This is a genomic window from Agromyces sp. NPDC056389 (genome assembly GCF_042262385.1).
In the GTDB taxonomy this organism is placed as follows: domain Bacteria; phylum Actinomycetota; class Actinomycetes; order Actinomycetales; family Microbacteriaceae; genus Agromyces.
In genome coordinates this window covers 1,451,694-1,468,147 of sequence record NZ_JBHJPN010000001.1, presented here as the reverse complement: position 1 = coordinate 1,468,147, position 16,454 = coordinate 1,451,694, and the positions used below count along the sequence as shown (strand labels likewise).

At 69.2% G+C, this 16,454-nt stretch carries 15 protein-coding genes; 7 read left to right on the top strand and 8 right to left on the bottom strand.

Annotated elements, in window-relative coordinates:
• Nucleotides 1-30 precede the first annotated feature (30 nt).
• Together lysS and ACFCVM_RS06895 are read left to right on the top strand one after the other, a co-directional pair.
• Nucleotides 31-1,548, top strand: coding sequence for a lysine--tRNA ligase (gene lysS / locus ACFCVM_RS06900; RefSeq protein ID WP_375835316.1), 1,518 nt, complete (start codon nt 31-33; stop codon nt 1,546-1,548).
• A gap of 24 nt (nt 1,549-1,572) precedes the next feature.
• A complete protein-coding gene (locus ACFCVM_RS06895) occupies nt 1,573-1,722 on the top strand; it encodes a hypothetical protein (protein WP_375835314.1) in 150 nt (49 codons plus the stop codon).
• Here ACFCVM_RS06895 and ACFCVM_RS06890 read toward each other — a convergent pair.
• The 5 genes from ACFCVM_RS06890 to ACFCVM_RS06870 are packed head-to-tail and all read right to left on the bottom strand — an operon-like array spanning nt 1,709 to nt 8,903.
• On the bottom strand, nt 1,709-2,776 hold the full coding sequence (locus ACFCVM_RS06890; RefSeq protein ID WP_375835313.1) for a peptidase C39 family protein: 1,068 nt from the start codon (nt 2,774-2,776) through the stop codon (nt 1,709-1,711). The genes ACFCVM_RS06895 and ACFCVM_RS06890 overlap by 14 nt on opposite strands.
• Before the next feature lie 46 nt (nt 2,777-2,822).
• Entirely contained in the window at nt 2,823-4,385 is a 1,563-nt protein-coding gene (locus ACFCVM_RS06885; RefSeq protein WP_375835311.1) for a dipeptide ABC transporter ATP-binding protein, read from the bottom strand.
• Nucleotides 4,382-5,239, bottom strand: a complete 858-nt coding sequence (locus ACFCVM_RS06880; protein ID WP_375835309.1) for an ABC transporter permease — start codon at nt 5,237-5,239, stop codon at nt 4,382-4,384. The genes ACFCVM_RS06885 and ACFCVM_RS06880 overlap by 4 nt, the downstream gene beginning before the upstream one ends.
• Nucleotides 5,236-6,258, bottom strand: coding sequence for an ABC transporter permease (locus tag ACFCVM_RS06875; protein WP_375835307.1), 1,023 nt, complete (start codon nt 6,256-6,258; stop codon nt 5,236-5,238). Before ACFCVM_RS06875 ends, ACFCVM_RS06880 begins: the two co-directional genes overlap by 4 nt.
• Entirely contained in the window at nt 6,225-8,903 is a 2,679-nt protein-coding gene (locus tag ACFCVM_RS06870) for an ABC transporter substrate-binding protein (protein ID WP_375835306.1), read from the bottom strand. The genes ACFCVM_RS06875 and ACFCVM_RS06870 overlap by 34 nt, the downstream gene beginning before the upstream one ends.
• Nucleotides 8,904-9,048: 145 nt before the next feature.
• On the opposite strand from ACFCVM_RS06870, the gene ACFCVM_RS06865 reads away from it, so the two are divergent.
• A complete protein-coding gene (locus ACFCVM_RS06865) occupies nt 9,049-9,225 on the top strand; it encodes a hypothetical protein (RefSeq protein WP_375835304.1) in 177 nt (58 codons plus the stop codon).
• A gap of 4 nt (nt 9,226-9,229) precedes the next feature.
• Nucleotides 9,230-10,696 (top strand): cardiolipin synthase, encoded by a 1,467-nt coding sequence (cls, locus tag ACFCVM_RS06860; RefSeq protein ID WP_375835303.1) that lies wholly within the window; start codon nt 9,230-9,232, stop codon nt 10,694-10,696.
• 11 nt (nt 10,697-10,707) lie between these two features.
• Here cls and ACFCVM_RS06855 read toward each other — a convergent pair whose 3' ends face one another.
• On the bottom strand, nt 10,708-11,757 hold the full coding sequence (locus ACFCVM_RS06855) for a pirin family protein (protein ID WP_375835302.1): 1,050 nt from the start codon (nt 11,755-11,757) through the stop codon (nt 10,708-10,710).
• A 60-nt stretch (nt 11,758-11,817) separates the two neighbouring features.
• Between ACFCVM_RS06855 and ACFCVM_RS06850 the strand changes: the two genes are divergently transcribed.
• Nucleotides 11,818-12,300 carry a hypothetical protein gene (locus tag ACFCVM_RS06850; protein WP_375835300.1) on the top strand — a complete coding sequence of 161 codons (483 nt, stop codon included), beginning with the start codon at nt 11,818-11,820 and terminating at the stop codon, nt 12,298-12,300.
• 42 nt (nt 12,301-12,342) lie between these two features.
• The gene (locus ACFCVM_RS06845; RefSeq protein WP_375835298.1) at nt 12,343-12,864 is read left to right on the top strand and encodes a DUF6609 family protein; all 522 of its coding nucleotides are present in this window, start codon (nt 12,343-12,345) and stop codon (nt 12,862-12,864) included.
• On the opposite strand, the gene ACFCVM_RS06840 is transcribed toward ACFCVM_RS06845, so the two are convergent.
• Together ACFCVM_RS06840 and ACFCVM_RS06835 are read right to left on the bottom strand one after the other, a co-directional pair.
• Nucleotides 12,855-13,100, bottom strand: a complete 246-nt coding sequence (locus ACFCVM_RS06840; RefSeq protein WP_375835297.1) for a helix-turn-helix domain-containing protein — start codon at nt 13,098-13,100, stop codon at nt 12,855-12,857. The genes ACFCVM_RS06845 and ACFCVM_RS06840 overlap by 10 nt on opposite strands.
• Entirely contained in the window at nt 13,100-13,717 is a 618-nt protein-coding gene (locus ACFCVM_RS06835) for a hypothetical protein (protein ID WP_375835295.1), read from the bottom strand. The genes ACFCVM_RS06840 and ACFCVM_RS06835 overlap by 1 nt, the downstream gene beginning before the upstream one ends.
• Nucleotides 13,718-13,890: 173 nt before the next feature.
• On the opposite strand from ACFCVM_RS06835, the gene ACFCVM_RS06830 reads away from it, so the two are divergent.
• Nucleotides 13,891-16,419 (top strand): ATP-dependent Clp protease ATP-binding subunit, encoded by a 2,529-nt coding sequence (locus ACFCVM_RS06830; RefSeq protein ID WP_375835293.1) that lies wholly within the window; start codon nt 13,891-13,893, stop codon nt 16,417-16,419.
• Nucleotides 16,420-16,454 lie beyond the last annotated feature (35 nt).

Sequence of the window (16,454 nt, the reverse complement as noted above, 5' to 3'; positions counted from 1 at the left end):
GACGGTACTGCCGCACGACGAGAGAGAACGATGGCCGAGAACCAGACGGATGCCACGCCCGAGCCCACTGCCGAGGAGATCTCCGAGCAGAAGGCCGTGCGGCTCGCCAAGCGTGAGCGGCTGAACGCGGCATCCGACGACCGTGCCTTCGGCGCCTACCCCGTGCGCCTGCCGATCACGGCGACCATCCCCGAGGTGCGCGACCGCTTCGTCGGGCTCGGCGTCGACGAGGCGAGCGGCGAGCAGGTCGGCGTCGCCGGTCGAGTCGTGCACTCGCGCAACACCGGCAAGCTCTGCTTCGCCACGCTGCAGGCGGGCGACGGCAGCCGCATCCAGGCCATGGTCTCGCTCGCCGAGGTCGGCGAGGAGTCGCTCGCGGAGTGGAAGGAGCTCGTCGACCTGGGCGACCACGTCTTCGTGGCCGGCGAGGTCATCACGAGCCGCCGCGGCGAGCTCTCGATCATGGTGAAGGAGTGGCGCATCGCCTCGAAGGCGATCCTGCCGCTGCCGAACCTGCACAACGAGCTCTCCGAGGAGATGCGCGTGCGCAGCCGCTACCTCGACCTGATCTCGCGCGAGCAGGCCCGCAAGAACGTGATCGACCGTGCGAAGGTCAACGCGAGCCTGCGGCGCACCTTCGACTCGCTCGGCTTCATCGAGGTCGAGACGCCGATGCTGCAGGTCATGCACGGCGGCGCCTCGGCTCGCCCGTTCGTCACGCAGTCGAACGCGTTCGACACCGAGCTCTACCTGCGCATCGCTCCCGAGCTCTACCTCAAGCGCGCCGTCGTCGGCGGCATCGAGCGCGTCTACGAGATCAACCGCAACTTCCGCAACGAGGGCGCCGACTCGACGCACTCGCCCGAGTTCGCGATGCTCGAGGCGTACGAGGCGTATGGCGACTACAACACCATCGCCGACCTCACGCAGCAGCTCATCCAAGACGCCGCGCTCGCCACGTCGGGCTCGCATGTCGTCACCTGGGCCGACGGCACCGACTTCGACCTCGGCGGCGACTGGGCCCGGATCTCGATGTACGACTCGCTCTCCGAGGCGATCGGCGAGACGATCACCTCGTCGACCCCGGTCGAGCGGCTGAAGCAGCTCGCCGACGACGCCGGCGTCGAGGTCGACCACCCGCTGCCCGGCAAGTACGTCGAAGAGCTGTGGGAGCACCATGTGAAGTCGGGCCTCGTGCGGCCCACGTTCGTCATGGACTTCCCGCTCGACACCTCGCCCCTCGTGCGCGAGCATCGCTCCATCCCCGGCGTCGTCGAGAAGTGGGACCTCTACATCCGCGGCTTCGAGCTCGCGACCGGCTACTCCGAGCTCGTCGACCCCGTCGTGCAGCGGGAGCGCTTCGTCGAGCAGGCGAAGCTCGCCGCCGGCGGCGACCCCGAGGCGATGCGCCTCGACGAGGAGTTCCTGCGGGCGCTCGAGTTCGGCATGCCGCCGTCGGGCGGCATGGGCATGGGCATCGATCGCCTGCTGATGGCCCTCACCGGCCTCGGCATCCGCGAGACGATCCTGTTCCCGCTGGTCAAGTAGGTCGACGAGAGAGCGGATACCGCGATGAACGACTACCTGCCGAAAGACGAGCTCGAACCCGAGAAGGACCCGAAGCGCCCGTCGAACACGCGGCTCGGCATCTGGCTCGTCGTCGGCGCGATCGGCCTCTACCTCGTGGTCTCGGGCATCTGGGGCCTCGTCACCGGCGGGTGACGAAGACCACTCCGCGGTAGCCCGCCTCGCCCCAGGCGACCATGCGGTCGAGATCGGACGCCGCGACGGGAAGGTCGTGGGTGTCGACCCACGTCTCTCCGTCGTCGGAGCTGATCCAGGGGTCCTGGATCAGGAAGACGCCGTCCTGGAACGCATGTGCCAGCACCCAGTGCGGGCCGGTCTCGCCGTGCATGGGCTGTTCGTCGATGAGGAGCAGCGCGAGTCGGCCGCTCGCGACCCGGCGCCCGATCTCGTCGATCGAAAGCCGCTCACCGCTCACCGTCACGCCCAGTTCGCCGGCCTGACGGCGCGAGTCTCCCTGCAGCTCGGCGCGGAAGGCGCGTTCGAACCCCTCGTAGCCCTCGATCAGCACCGGCCCCTCGGAGTCGAGGAACACCTCGACCCCGATCGAGTCGGGGAGGGTCTCGCGCATCACCACCGCGAGGCCGATCGGCTCGATCGCCGGGTAGTTGCTCGCCTGCCGCCAGAAGGCGAGCTCGAGGTCGTGGTCGGTGGCACGGTCGGCGACGAAGCCCTCGGCGCCGACCGCCTCGGCAGCGAGCAGGCCGGTCACCGCACCGCAGGTGAAGAGGGTGGTCTGCCCGTAGTACGACGGTTCGACATGGGGGAAGGCGCGGTGCCAGTGCACGAGGCCCCGTGTGCCGATCGTGCCGGGCGCCGATGGGTGGGGAGCGCGCAGATCGATGAATCCTCGCCTGCGCGCGGGCTCGGGTGCCTCGGCGTGCCCGGGCAGTTCCCACTTCAGTGCGGCGTCGCCGCGCGCCTCCGACGCAGCGATCAGCTCATCGAGCAGCGTGGCGGCAGCGGCGTCGTCGATCGCCCACAGGTCGACGATCTTCGTGGCCGCGGTGGAGGGCCGCCGTGTCGTGAGCGCCGCCGCGATCGGGCGCTCCCCGTCGCGCAGCACCCGGACGGTCGGGTCGTAGGGATGGCGCGGTCTCTCCCATGCTGCTGCGGCGTCGGCGCCGATCGCGTCGCGAAGGGCGCCCTCGAGCAGAGGCCCCCGCACTGCGGTGGAAGCGGTGTCGGTCATGGTCGTCCTCTCGGGCTGCGAAGCCGGGATCGGTGGGTGCGCCGGGTCATGCACGCGGGTTCTCGCGGTTCGCGGCGGCGACGAGGAGCTTCGTGTACTCCTCGGCGGGATTGCCGAGCACCTGTGCGCTCGGTCCGTGCTCGACGACCCGCCCCTGCCACAGCACCGTCACGGAGTCGGCGATCTGGCGCACCACGGCGAGGTCGTGGGAGATGAACAGGATGGCGAGCCCGAGCTCGTCGCGGAGCGTGCCGAGCAGTTCGAGGATCTGCGACTGCACCGAGACGTCGAGCGCGGAGACCGACTCGTCGCAGATCAGCAGCCTCGGGCGCGGGGCGAGCGCGCGTGCGATCGCGACCCGCTGCCGTTGGCCGCCTGAAAGCTCGGCAGGACGCTTCTGCGCGTGCTCCGCCGGGAGGCCGACGGTGGCGAGCAGGGCCGGCACCTCGTCGGCACCGCGGTGGGCGACGTGCAGCGCTTCGCGCAGGATCGACCCGACCGACATCATCGGGTTGAGCGACGAATACGGATCCTGGAAGACGATCTGCATCTGCTGCGGCGTGCGCGAGCGGCGCCCGGGCGCGAGGTCGGCGCCGTCGAAGGAGACGCGGCCGCCGTCCTCGCGCTCGAGGCCCGCGATGCAGCGGGCGAGCGTGGACTTGCCCGAGCCCGACTCCCCGACGATCCCGGCGATCTCGCCCGGGCGGATGGAGAGGTCGACCTCGTCGAGCACGACGCGCTCGCCGAATCGCTTCACGATCCCGAACGCGGCCACGAGCGGAGGTACGGGGGAGGAGCCGTCGTGGTCGACGCTGTCGGCGTCGATTCGCTGCACCGCCGCGAGCGCAGGGTCGGCCGCGATGAGGGCCCGGGTGTACGGATGATCCGGCGCGGACAGCACCCGGGCCGTGACACCACGCTCGACGACCTCGCCGTGCCGCATCACGAGCACCTCATCGGTGCGCCCGCGCACGAGGCCGAGGTCGTGGGAGATCAGCAGCAACGACATGCCGCGCGCTGCCTGCAGCGAGCGCAGCAGGTCGAGGATCTCGGCCTGGTTCGATGCGTCGAGCGCGGTCGTGGGCTCGTCGGCGATGAGCAGCTGCGGGTCGCTCGCGAGCGCCGCGGCGATCGCGACGCGCTGGCGCATCCCGCCAGAGAGCTCGTGCGGGAAGGCGCGGGCCACCCGGTCGGGCAGGTTCACCTCGGCGAGGCGGGCTGCGACCGCCGCGGCGAGTTCTCGCCGCTGCATGCGTCGCCCCGCCGCGGACTCGATGGTCCACTCGATCTGCGGACCGCAGCGGTGCACCGGCGAGAGGCTCGTGAACGGATCCTGCAACAGGAGCGACACGTCGCGGCCGCGGAGTGGGCGCCACGCGGCATCCGGTGCCGACAGCTCGTGCACGCGTTCGCCGAGCCGCAGCTCGCCCTCGGCGCGGAAGCCCGCCGGCAGCAGTCCGATGAGGCTCTTCGCCGTGAGCGTCTTGCCGGAGCCCGACTCGCCGATGACGGCGAGGGTCGAGCCCGGCTCGATCTCGAATGCGAGCGGGTGCACCATCGTTCCCGCCGGCCCGATCACCTGCAGCGCCCGGACTGCGATGCCGCTCATGAGGCGCCTCCCGCCCGGGTGAGACGTTGACCGAGCCAATCGCCCACGAGGTTCGCGGCGCATGCCACGGCGATGATCAGCGTCGCGGGCACGATCACCGCGGCGGGGTTGTCGAACATGATCGCCCTGCTGTCGGTGAGCTGGCGGCCCCAATCGGCGGTGCCGGGCGGCACCCCGACACCGAGGAACGACAGCGACGAGAAGGCCACCAGTGCGAAGGCGACGTTCAGCATGGCGTTCGTGATGACGAGCGACGAGACGTTCGGCAGGATGTGCCGGTACATGATGCGCCACCGCGACAGCGAGAGCATCTGCGCCGCTTCGATGTACGGACGGGCGGACTGCTCGAGCACGCCTGCGCGCACGATGCGGATGTCGGAGGGAGAGAAGAGCACGATGAGCAGCAGCACCGTCGTCCAGTAGCCGCCACCGAACACGCCCGACACGACGATCGCCGCGAGCAGCACCGGCAGCGCGAGCAGGAGGTCGGTCCATCGGCTGATGACGAAGTCGAGCCAGCCGCGTTCGAAGCCGGCGAGGGTGCCGAGCAGGATGCCGAGCAGCATCGAGCCGACGGCGACGCAGATCGGGCCGACGAGCGCGGAGGCGGCGCCCGCGACCGTGAGTGCGAGGATGTCGCGACCGAGTTCGTCGGTGCCGAGCGGGTGGCCGTCGCTGCCGGCGGGCATGAGGCTTCCGAGGATGTCCTGCTTCGTGGCGTCGGGGAAGAGGACGGGACCGGCGAGCACGGCGACGAGCGCCAGCGCGAGCACGCCGAGCGAGATGGCCACGGCGACCGGAACGCGGCGGCGGGATCGGAACTCCACGCCGACCGGGCCGAGCATGGTCGTCATGCCGGCACTCCCTTCGCGCGAACGCGGGGATCGAGCGCCAGGTAGGCCAGATCGGCGAGGAGGGCGATCACGGCGATGACGAGCGCGACCAGGAGCGTCAGCGCCTGCACCACGGCGAGGTCCTTGAAGAGCACGGAGTCCTGCAGGAGCGTGCCGAGACCCGGCAACGCGTAGGTGGTCTCGGCGAGCACGGTGCCGCCGACCAGGAAGGTGAGCACGAGGCTCGCCCCCGTCACGATCGGGATCGCCGCGTTGCGCAGGGCGATCGAGCGGGTCGTGCGCTCGGAGAGCCCGCGGGCGCGCGCCGAGACGACGTAGTCGGCGTCGAGTTCGCGCAGCATGGCGGTGCGGGTGAGCTTCAGGATGATCGCTCCGAGACCGAGGGCGAGGGTGATCGCGGGCAGCACCAGGTGGTACAGCATGTCGATGGGGCCACGTCCGCCGCCGTACACGGGGAAGATCGGCAGGTAGAACGCGAAGACGTAGAGCAGCAGGAGGCCGACGGCGAAGGTCGGCGCACTGAGTCCCACGATGCCCAGCGCACTGCCGGCCCGGTCGATCCAACCGCCCGCGTGCACCGCGCTCCGGATGCCGATCGGAATCGCCACGACGAGCGCGATCACGAACGCCAGCCCGCAGAGCGCGAGGGTGATGCCGAGCCGCGAGCCGATGGCGTCGGCGACCGGGGTCTGCAGGCGGATCGACTCGCCGAGGTCGCCCGTGAGCACGCCGCCGAGCCAGGTGAGGTACTGCAGCGGCAGTGGGTCGTCGAGGTGGTACTGCTCACGGATCGCTGCGACCGCTTCGGGTGATGCCGGGCGCGTGCCGAGCAGCGTCTTCACCAGGTCGCCGGGTGCGAGGTGCAGCATCGAGAAGACCACGATGGACAGGACGAAGAGGATCGCGAGGGTGCCGAGCACGCGCACCGCGAGCATCCGGCCGAGTGGCCGGAGTCGCGATGCGCGTGCCCCGCGGGTGTCGTTCGTCACGGCGCGGTGCGGTACAGCTGCGTCGGCCATGCGGAGATGAAGGCGAAGGAGCTGTAGTCGTCGAACCCGAGGTCCTTCGAGAACGCCGTCGCCGACTGTCCCCACCACAGCGGAACGTTCACGGCGTCGTCGGCCTGCAGCGTCTCGGCCTGCACGAGCAGGTCGATGCGCGCCGCCGGGTCGGACTCGGCGCCGGCCTGCGCCAGGAGGTCGTTGACCTCGGCGTTGTCGTACGCAGCGGGGTTGCCGGGGCCGAGCAGGTAGCTCGGCACCTCGGCCGGGTCGCCGAGCGTCGAGAAGTACCACATCATGCCGACGCCGTAACTCGACGACACGTCGAGGCTCGCGAGCCACTCCTCGATCGGCACCTCGCGCACGTTCAGCGTGACGCCGATCGTGGCGAGGTTCTCGGCGAGCGACTGCGCGGCGGTGCCGAGCTGGGGACCCGTCGAGGGGGTGAGGAGGTCGGTCTCGAAGCCGTCGGGGTGGCTCGAGGCCTTGAGGGCCTTCTCAGCGGCTTCGAGGTCGAAGTCGTACTGCGGGATGCCGGCGAGCACGTCGCGTGCCTCTTCGGCCGAGTAGGCGCTCCCGAGCGACTCGGGGGTCATGATGGCCGTCGCGGCTTCACCGTGGCCGCGGAGGAGCTTGTCGACCACGGCATCGCGGTCGACGGCGTGCGCGAAGGCCTCGCGCACCTTGGGGTCGTCGAAGGGCGCGAGTGTCGTGTTGAAGTAGAGGCCGACGTATGAGAGGTCGTTGACGTACTCGACCCGCATCGTGTCGAGCTTCTCCCACTGGCTCGACTGGGCGAGCGGCACGTTGAAGGCGACGTCGACATCGCCGGACTGGGCGGCGAGGAGACGGGTCGACTCATCGGGGATGAACTCGACGGAGATGTTCTTCACGGTGGGGGCCTCGCCCCACCAGGTGTCGACGCGTTCGAAGTTCACATGCGAATCCGGCACGAACTCGGTGACCCGGTACGGGCCGGAGCCGAGCAGCAGCGAGTCGGAGGTGCCGACCTCTCCGCCGTTGGCCTCCCAGAACGCCTTCGAGGTGATGAACGCTGCCCCGCCGGTCGACATGTTCGCAGCGAATGCGGCATCGGGCGTCGCGAGGGTGATCGTGACCTCCTGCTCACCGGTCTTCTCGATCGAGTCGACGTTGGTGAGGTAGTAGGCCAATCCCGGTGACGCGGTCTCATCGCGGGCCTGCTCGAGACTGAAGACGACGTCGTCGGCCGTCACCGGGGTGCCGTCCTGGAACGATGCGTCGTCGCGCAGCTCATAGGTGTAGGTGACGTCGTCGGTCTGCTCCCACGATTCGGCGAGCCCGGGCTGGATCCGGCCCTGGGCGTCGACCGAGACGAGGCCCTCCTGCGTGATCGAGGCGATGTAGTAGTTCAGGATGCCGGCCTCCTGGCCGACGTAGAGACTCGAGAGCGAACCGGGCAGCGCCACGGTGATGCTGTCGATCTCCTCCCCGGTGTCGGTGCCGCCGCCGGATTCGGGGCTGCCTGCGGCGCACGCGGCGAGCAGCAGCACACCGGCCGCGGCTGCGCTTGCACGCGCCGTTCTCGTGAGAGAGGAACTGACCATCTGCGAAGACTCCTGACTGGTTGGGGACGAAGGGAGCTGGCTCGAATAGGTGATGCGGAACGGCGCGGCCTGGAAGGGTGCCCGCTGCCCGCGCTGGTGCAGGCGGGTGCGCGTGCCCAGAATGCGGTCGACGGCGTCGGATGCCTCGCTGCGCGCGAGTTCTCGCAGCACGGCGTGGACCGCGGGGATGGCGGCCGCCTCCGGCAGGGTCGTCGCGTGCACTCGTCGGGTGAGGCGTGGACTGAGGGCGTGCACCTCGACCGTCGGGGGCAGGGTGACCGCTTCGAGCGCGCTCGCCGCGAGGAAGGTGATTCCGCTACCGCGCGCGACGAGCGAGACTGCGGCACCGGCGGTCGTGACCTCGTGCCGGATCGGCGACGCCGGGAGGGCGGCGATCGACGCGATCTCCGCAGTGCAGGTGGCCGCCCCGCCGATCCAGCCGTGCGCGGGCAGCGCGGAGAGTGCGACGATCGAACCAGGTGCCGACGACCCGTGCGGAACGAGCACGACGACGTCGTCGGCGAAGAGGAACCGGGAGCGGGTGCCGTCGCGTCGGTTTCGCACCGCGGTGCCGCCGGGTCCTTGGATTCGGTGCGTGATCGCGATCTCGGCCCCGCCCGTGCGAACGAGGTCGAGCGCGGCGTGCCGCTCGGCCTCGACCACGTGGATCTCGAGACCGGGCAGGTCGAGCTCGAGTCGAGCGAGGAGCGGCTCCACGACGGTGCGGAATCCCCCTGGATAGCTCGCGAGGCGAACGGAGCCCGCTCGGAGCCCGAGGAGCTCGGCGAGATCGGCCGCCGCCACCCCGACGCTCGCCTCGATCGCCGGCGCGTGTCGTGCGAGCAGCGCCCCCGCCTCGGTCAGCTGAGCCGACCGGGCGAGGCGTGTGACGACCAGGGTGCCGATGCGAGCTTCGAGCCGGTGCAGGTGCTGCGTGATGGCCGGCTGCGTGACGCCGAGCGCACGGGCGGCGGCGCTGATCGATCCGGTCTGCTCGATGGCCCGGAGGATCCGGAGGGAGTGGAGGTCGAGCGCGCGGGCGAGTGTCGAGGGGAGGACCGCTTCACGCCTTTCCATAACGAGATGTTATGGCGATACTCGTTTCGGCAGGATCACGAAGTGGTCACGGTTCGTCACCCGGACGACGGGGCCGACGTGCGAACCGTCGCACACGCCGCGCTCTGGGCAGGTTTCGAGGAATGCCGGGTAGTCTGGTGGTCCTATGGACGAATTCTGGGCGAACGCGATCTGGTCGCTCGCGCCGACCGTGCTCATCGGGCTCATCTTCTGGTTCGTGATGCGCGCCGTCATCCACGCCGACCGCAACGAGCGCAAGGCGTATGCCCGGGTCGAGGCGGAGGAACGAGCCAAGCTCGCCAAGCAGCGACCGGCAGCCTGACGGCATGACGTCGGAGCAGACGGCGCTCCTCTTCGCCGGCGTCGTCGTCGTGATCGACCTGGTCATCCGTGTCACTGCGATCATCGTGGTGCCCCGCAACCGCCGGCCCACCGCAGGCATGGCGTGGCTCCTCGCGATCTTCTTCCTCCCGTTCATCGGCGTGTTCTTCTTCCTGCTGATCGGAAACCCGAAGCTGCCGAAGCACCGGCGCGAGAAGCAGGCCGAGGTCGACCGCTACATCCGCGAATCGACGCACGGTGTCGAGCGGGTCAGCGACCCCGGCCATTGGCCCGGATGGTTCGAGGGCGTCGTGCGCCTGAACCGCAACCTCGGCTCGATGCCGCTCATCGGCTCGAACAGCGCGAGCCTCATCGGCGATTACCAGGGCTCACTCGATGCGATGACCGACGCGGTGCGCGATGCGAAGCGCTACGTGCACGTCGAGTTCTACATCCTCGCCCTCGACGCCACGACGGCGCCGTTCTTCGACGCGCTCGGTGAGGCGGTCGCACGCGGGGTCGACGTGCGCCTCATGCTCGACCACGTCGCGTCGCTCCGGGTGAAGGGCTACCGCAAGACCCTCAAGCGACTCACCGCAATGGGCGTGCGGTGGCAGCTCATGCTCCCCGTGCAGCCGCTCAAGGGCAAGTACCAGCGCCCCGACCTCCGCAACCACCGCAAGATCCTCGTCGTCGACGGCGAGGTCGGGTTCATGGGCTCGCAGAACATCATCGACCGCAGCTACAACAAGAGCAGCAACATCCGTCGCGGACTGAAGTGGAAGGAGCTCGTGGCGCGCGTCGAGGGGCCGATCGTGGCGGGCCTCGACGCCATCTTCGCCACCGACTGGTACCTCGAGACCGGCGAGGAGCCCGTGCGCGACCTCTCCGAGTCGCTCGACCAGCCCGGAGAGGCCCAGGACCTCGACTGCCAGGTCGTGCCGAGCGGCCCCGGGTATCCGAACGAGAACAACCTCAAGCTCTTCCTCGCGCTGCTCTACGCGGCTGAGGAGCGGATCATCCTCACGAGCCCGTACTTCGTGCCCGACGAGGCGATGCTGCGCGCCATCAGCGGCGCGACCCAGCGCGGCATCCACGTCGAGCTCTTCGTCTCGGAGATCGGCGACCAGGCGCTCGTCTACCACGCGCAGCGTTCGTACTACGAGGCGCTGCTCCGCGCCGGAGTGAAGATCTACATGTACAAGGCGCCGTACATCCTGCACTCCAAGCACTTCACGATCGACGACGACGTCGCAGTGATCGGCTCGAGCAACATGGACATCCGCTCGTTCGAGCTCAACATGGAGATCTCGCTGCTCGTGCGCGGGGCGTCGTTCGTGCGCGAGATGCGCGCCGTCGAAGACGGGTACCGTCGCGACAGCCGCGAACTGACCCTCGACGAATGGATGCGGCAACCGCTCCGCTCGACCGTGCTCGACAACCTCGCCCGGCTCTCCTCCGCGTTGCAGTAGCCGGCGGCACGCTAGGTGCGCGGCTTCAGGTGCACGGTCGGCAGCTCGGGTGCAGGCAGCGGAGCGCCGTCGTAGCCGGCCACGTCGCCGAACCGTCCGTCGGGGTTGTCGCGGCCGACCACGTCGGCCTGCCACTGCCGACGGAACTCCACGATCTCGTCGTGGTCGCGACCGATGAAGTTCCACCACATCACGAGTGCTTCGTCGAACGGCACGCCGCCGAGGAGGATAACGCGCACCGGGGCATCCGTCGCCCGAAGTCGCACACCCTCATGGCCGACCGGCAGGTAGCCGAGCTCGCTTCGCGCGAGCGTGGCGGTGCGGCCGGTCTCCGCGAGCGGCACGAGTCGCTCGGGGTCGTCGGCCTCGCCGTCGAGGGCTGCGATCGTCACCCCGACCGGGCCGAGGTCGACGAGCAGCCCGTGCTCGAACGAGGGGTCGAGCTCGATCCAGGCCTCGCCACCGGCCGGCAGCTCGATCTGGGCGCCGACGAGCGGTGAGAACAGCGAGACGGATGCCTCGGCCGCGACTCCGGGCAGCGTCCCGGCGAACACCCGCACGACCGCGTCGTCGACCGGCACCTCGTCGATCTCGGCGTGCTCGAAGAACGGCGCCACATGACGGGAGTCGTCGGGCAGCGCCACCCAGAGCTGCACTCCGTGCAAGCGGGTCGTCTGCGGAGTCGAGACCTCGGAGTGCGAGATCCCGCGACCGGCGGTCATCAGGTTCACCGCGCCGGGGCGCACCATCTCGTGGCTGCCGGTGCTGTCGCGGTGCTCGATCTCGCCCTCGAAGAGCCAGCTGACGGTCTGGAGGCCCGTGTGCGGGTGCGGCGGCACGACCATGCCGCCGGAGGTCGCGACGTCGTCGGGGCCGTAGTGGTCGGCGAAGCACCAGGCGCCGATCGTCGTGCGGCCGCGCTGGGGGAGCGTGCGGCGCACGTTCATCGCCCGCGGGCCGCCGAGGGGAACGTCTCGCGGCTGCAGCACGGCGATCGCGGGATCGGCCGCGGCCTCGGGCGGACAGAGCAGTTCAGCCGGGTTCCGCTCGAGGTTGCTCATGCCGAAAATTCTACGCGGGGCACCCGCGCGCGGCGTGGAGCCGACCGTTAGCATGACGGTATGGCTCCTTCGCTGCGTCTTCGTCGTGCTGGTCTCCTCGCCCTGGCGCTCTCGTCGGTGTTCCTGTTGTCGGCGTGCAACCCGCCGTCCGGGGCAGCCGAGAACTTCCCCGGCGTACCGACCGAGGCCGAGGCCGACACGGTCGACGTCGATTCGGGCACCGACCCGGCGGGCGACACCCACGAGATCCCCTCGTCCGAAGACGGCCCCGTGGCCGTGTGGTGGGCCGATGGCGGCCAGATCGCCCTCATCGTGTCGGGCAGCTCGACGTGCCCGGTGGTGGGCGAGCAGATCCGCGTGCTCGAGAAGGCCGGCGAGGGCAACCGCGTCGCGATCGACCTCGTCGAGCGGCCCGAAGACGAGATCTGCACGATGGACTTCGTACCGCACACCACGCTCTTCTGGACCCCGGTGACCGTCACGACGACCGAGCCGCTCGTCGTCGAGGTCGCCGACACCGAGATCACGATTCCCGTCAAGTGACGACCGTGACGTCGGCTGCGGGCCGCTGACGGGCATGTCGGCGTGACGCTTCTCGGCGGCATGGCCGAGGTGTTCCCGCTGATGCGAGGCGGTGGCGCCTTCTTGGTTGCGATCGGACTCGGCATCCTGATCGGGGCATTCGGCTCGCGCCGATGGCGCATCGTCTGGCTGATCGCGGGTGCCGCGACCGGCGTCGTGATCATGGCGGTCGGCGGGGCCACGAAGCTCATCTTCGCCGGGCTCCCGTCGCCGGCGATCTGGCAGTGGGTCGTTCTCGGCATCGCATTCCTCGTCGAGGGCTATCTCGTCAGCGTCGTCGTGCGCAGGTTCCCCGATCTCGACTCCCGCGAGTTCTGGATGTGGATGCTCGTCATCGTCGGAGCGCACTTCCTCATCCTCGGCTTCTCGCATGGCCCGATCTGCGCCCTGCTGGCGCTCGCCTGCGTGGCGAACGCCCTCGTCGGCCTGCGCATGCGATCGGTCGACTTCCGGGTCTTCTGGGCGATCGACGGTGTGCTGAAGATCGTGGCGGGGGCCGCGATGATCGCCGTCAGCTACGCCTGATCGACCGAGCGCCGGAGCACGAGCAGCTCTCCGATCTCGCAGTCGAGCACCTCGCAGACGGCCTGCAACGTCGAGAAGCGGATGGCGCGGGCCCGGTCGTTCTTCAGCACGCTGAGGTTCACGACGCTCACGCCGACGAGTTCGGCGAGGCGCGCCAGCGTCATGCCACGGGCGGCGAGCAGCTCGTCGAGCCGGCAGTGCACATCGGATGCCTCATCGGGCTCGGCCGGCGCCATCAGACGAGCCCCTCGGTGTCGCGGCGCAGCCGATCGCCGACGGTGAAGACGGTCGCGGCCATGGCCGCGATGAAGGCGAGGAAGAAGAGGGGCATCACGTCGACCGACATGACGACGTTGTCGAAGTCGCCGTCGCTGAGGCGGGCGAAGGCGCCGTTGGCGGCCATGTTGCCGAAGAACGGCACGGCGGCGAAGCCGATGGTGCCGGTGATGCCGGCCACGGCCACCAACGCGGTGTTGCGCCGGCTGAAGACCTGATTCCGCATGACCGACCAGCAGAGCAGCAGGAGGCAGGCGACGACGATCCCGATCGTCGCCGCGGCGATCACCTGCTGGATGATGAGCGACGCCCACGATGCGCCGGGGAGCGCGGGCACGGTCACGATCGCCCGGTCGAGCTCGACCGTCACCAGGGCGCCGTCGGGCCCGATCGGCGCTTCAGCGGTTGTTCCGGCGAACTCGGCGGCCACGGCGACGTCTCGGTTCGGCGCGACCTCGAGGATGCGCAGCACGGCTGCCGCGACACCCCACAGCGCGATGACCACGCCCGCGGCCATGAACAGCCAGAGGGCGACCGTGTCGGAGCGACTGATCGAGGGGGCGGTGGTTGATTGCATCGTGTTCCTAACGTTTATCGATACTAACGATAAACGTTATGTTAGGGCGATCGCACGGCCTCGTCAATGCTCGAACGTGATGCGCCCACGGCGAACAGGGCCCCACGGGGCATCCGCCTTGTTTACGCTCGTTGTATCGGCGCCCCTACCCAGCGGGGTCGTGAGGAGTAGAGATGTTCGAGAGATTCACCGACCGAGCCCGTCGTGTCGTCGTCCTGGCCCAAGAAGAGGCCAAGATGCTCAACCACAACTACATCGGCACCGAGCACATCCTGCTCGGCCTCATCCACGAGGGTGAGGGCGTCGCCGCCAAGGCGCTCGAGTCGCTCGGCATCTCGCTCGATGCGGTGCGCGAGCAGGTCCAGGACATCATCGGCCAGGGCCAGCAGCAGCCGACGGGGCACATCCCGTTCACGCCGCGCGCCAAGAAGGTGCTCGAGCTCTCGCTCCGCGAGGCGCTGCAGCTCGGCCACAACTACATCGGCACCGAGCACATCCTGCTCGGGCTCATCCGCGAGGGCGAGGGCGTCGCCGCCCAGGTCCTCGTGAAGCTGGGCGCCGACCTCAACCGCGTGCGCCAGCAGGTCATCCAGCTGCTCTCGGGCTACCAGGGCAAGGAGCAGGTGCAAGTCGGCGCGAACGAGCAGCAGACTCCGCAGGGCGGCTCGCAGATCCTCGACCAGTTCGGCCGCAACCTCACGCAGGCCGCTCGCGAGTCGAAGCTCGACCCCGTGATCGGGCGCGAGAAGGAGATCGAGCGGGTCATGCAGATCCTCTCGCGTCGCTCGAAGAACAACCCCGTGCTCATCGGCGAGCCCGGCGTCGGCAAGACCGCCGTCGTCGAGGGCCTCGCGCAGGCCATCGTCAAGGGCGAGGTGCCCGAGACGCTCAAAGACAAGCAGCTCTACTCGCTCGACCTCGGCTCGCTCATCGCCGGTTCCCGCTACCGCGGTGACTTCGAGGAGCGCCTGAAGAAGGTCACGAAGGAGATCCGCACGCGCGGCGACATCATCGTCTTCATCGACGAGATCCACACGCTCGTCGGGGCCGGTGCCGCCGAGGGTGCAATAGACGCCGCCTCGATCCTGAAGCCGCTGCTCGCCCGCGGTGAACTGCAGACCATCGGTGCGACGACGCTCGACGAGTACCGCAAGCACTTCGAGAAGGATGCCGCGCTCGAGCGCCGCTTCCAGCCGATCCAGGTCGCCGAGCCCTCGCTGCCCCACGCGATCAACATCCTCAAGGGGCTGCGCGACCGCTACGAGGCCCACCACAAGGTCTCGATCACCGACGGTGCCATCGTGGCAGCGGCGAACCTCGCCGACCGCTACATCTCCGACCGGTTCCTCCCCGACAAGGCGATCGACCTGATCGACGAGGCCGGAGCGCGCCTCCGCCTCTCGATCCTCTCGAGCCCGCCCGAGCTGCGCGAGTTCGACGAGAAGATCGCCGTCGTGCGCGCCGCCAAGGAGACCGCGATCGAGGAACAGGACTTCGAGAAGGCCGCCTCGCTCCGCGACGAGGAGAAGAACCTCCTCGGCGAGCGTCTGCGCCTCGAGAAGCAGTGGAAGTCGGGCGACGTCAAGACCACCGCGGTCGTCGACGAGGGCCTGATCGCCGAGGTGCTCGCGCAGGCCACCGGCATCCCCGTCTTCAAGCTCACCGAAGAGGAGTCCTCGCGACTCGTCTTCATGGAGAAGGCGCTGCACGAGCGCGTCATCGGCCAGGAGGAGGCCATCTCGGCCCTCGCCAAGACCATCCGCCGCACCCGTGCCGGTCTCAAGGACCCGAAGCGCCCGTCGGGCTCATTCATCTTCGCCGGCCCCACGGGCGTCGGAAAGACCGAGCTCGCCAAGGCCCTCGCCGAGTTCCTCTTCGACGACGAGGCGGCGATGATCTCGCTCGACATGTCGGAGTACGGCGAGAAGCACACGGTCTCGCGCCTCTTCGGCGCCCCTCCCGGATTCGTCGGGTTCGAAGAGGGCGGCCAGCTCACCGAGAAGGTGCGCCGCAAGCCGTTCAGCGTCGTGCTCTTCGACGAGATCGAGAAGGCGCACCCCGACATCTTCAACTCGCTCCTCCAGATCCTCGAAGAGGGCCGGTTGACCGATGGCCAGGGTCGTGTCGTCGACTTCAAGAACACGGTTATCATCATGACGACCAACCTCGGCACGAAGGACATCTCTGGCGGCCCCGTCGGCTTCCAGCTCGAGGGCGACTCGCGCACGGGCTACGACCTCATGAGCGGCAAGGTGAAGGAGGAGCTGAAGAAGCACTTCAAGCCCGAGTTCCTGAACCGCGTCGACGAGATCATCGTCTTCCCGCAGCTCTCCAAGCCTGAACTGCTGCAGATCGTCGACCTGTTCATCAAGCGGCTCAGCGAGCGCATGCTCGACCGCGACATGACGATCGAGCTGACGCAGTCCGCCAAGGAGCGGCTCATCGAGGTCGGCTTCGATCCGTCGCTCGGTGCCCGTCCGCTGCGCCGCGCGGTGCAGCACGAGGTCGAAGACCGCCTCTCCGAGAAGATCCTGCACGGCGAGCTCAACGCGGGCGACCACGTGCACGTCGACTTCAAGGACGGCGAGTTCCTCTTCACCACGACGCAGCGCGAGCTGCCCGTCGCGGTCGGCGTGAACACCGCCGCCGCGATCGGCACCGGTCCGGCGACGCCCGACCTGGCGGCCGCGTCGGGCGAGTAGCCGAGAACGACACGAAGGGGCGGATGCTGCGGCAT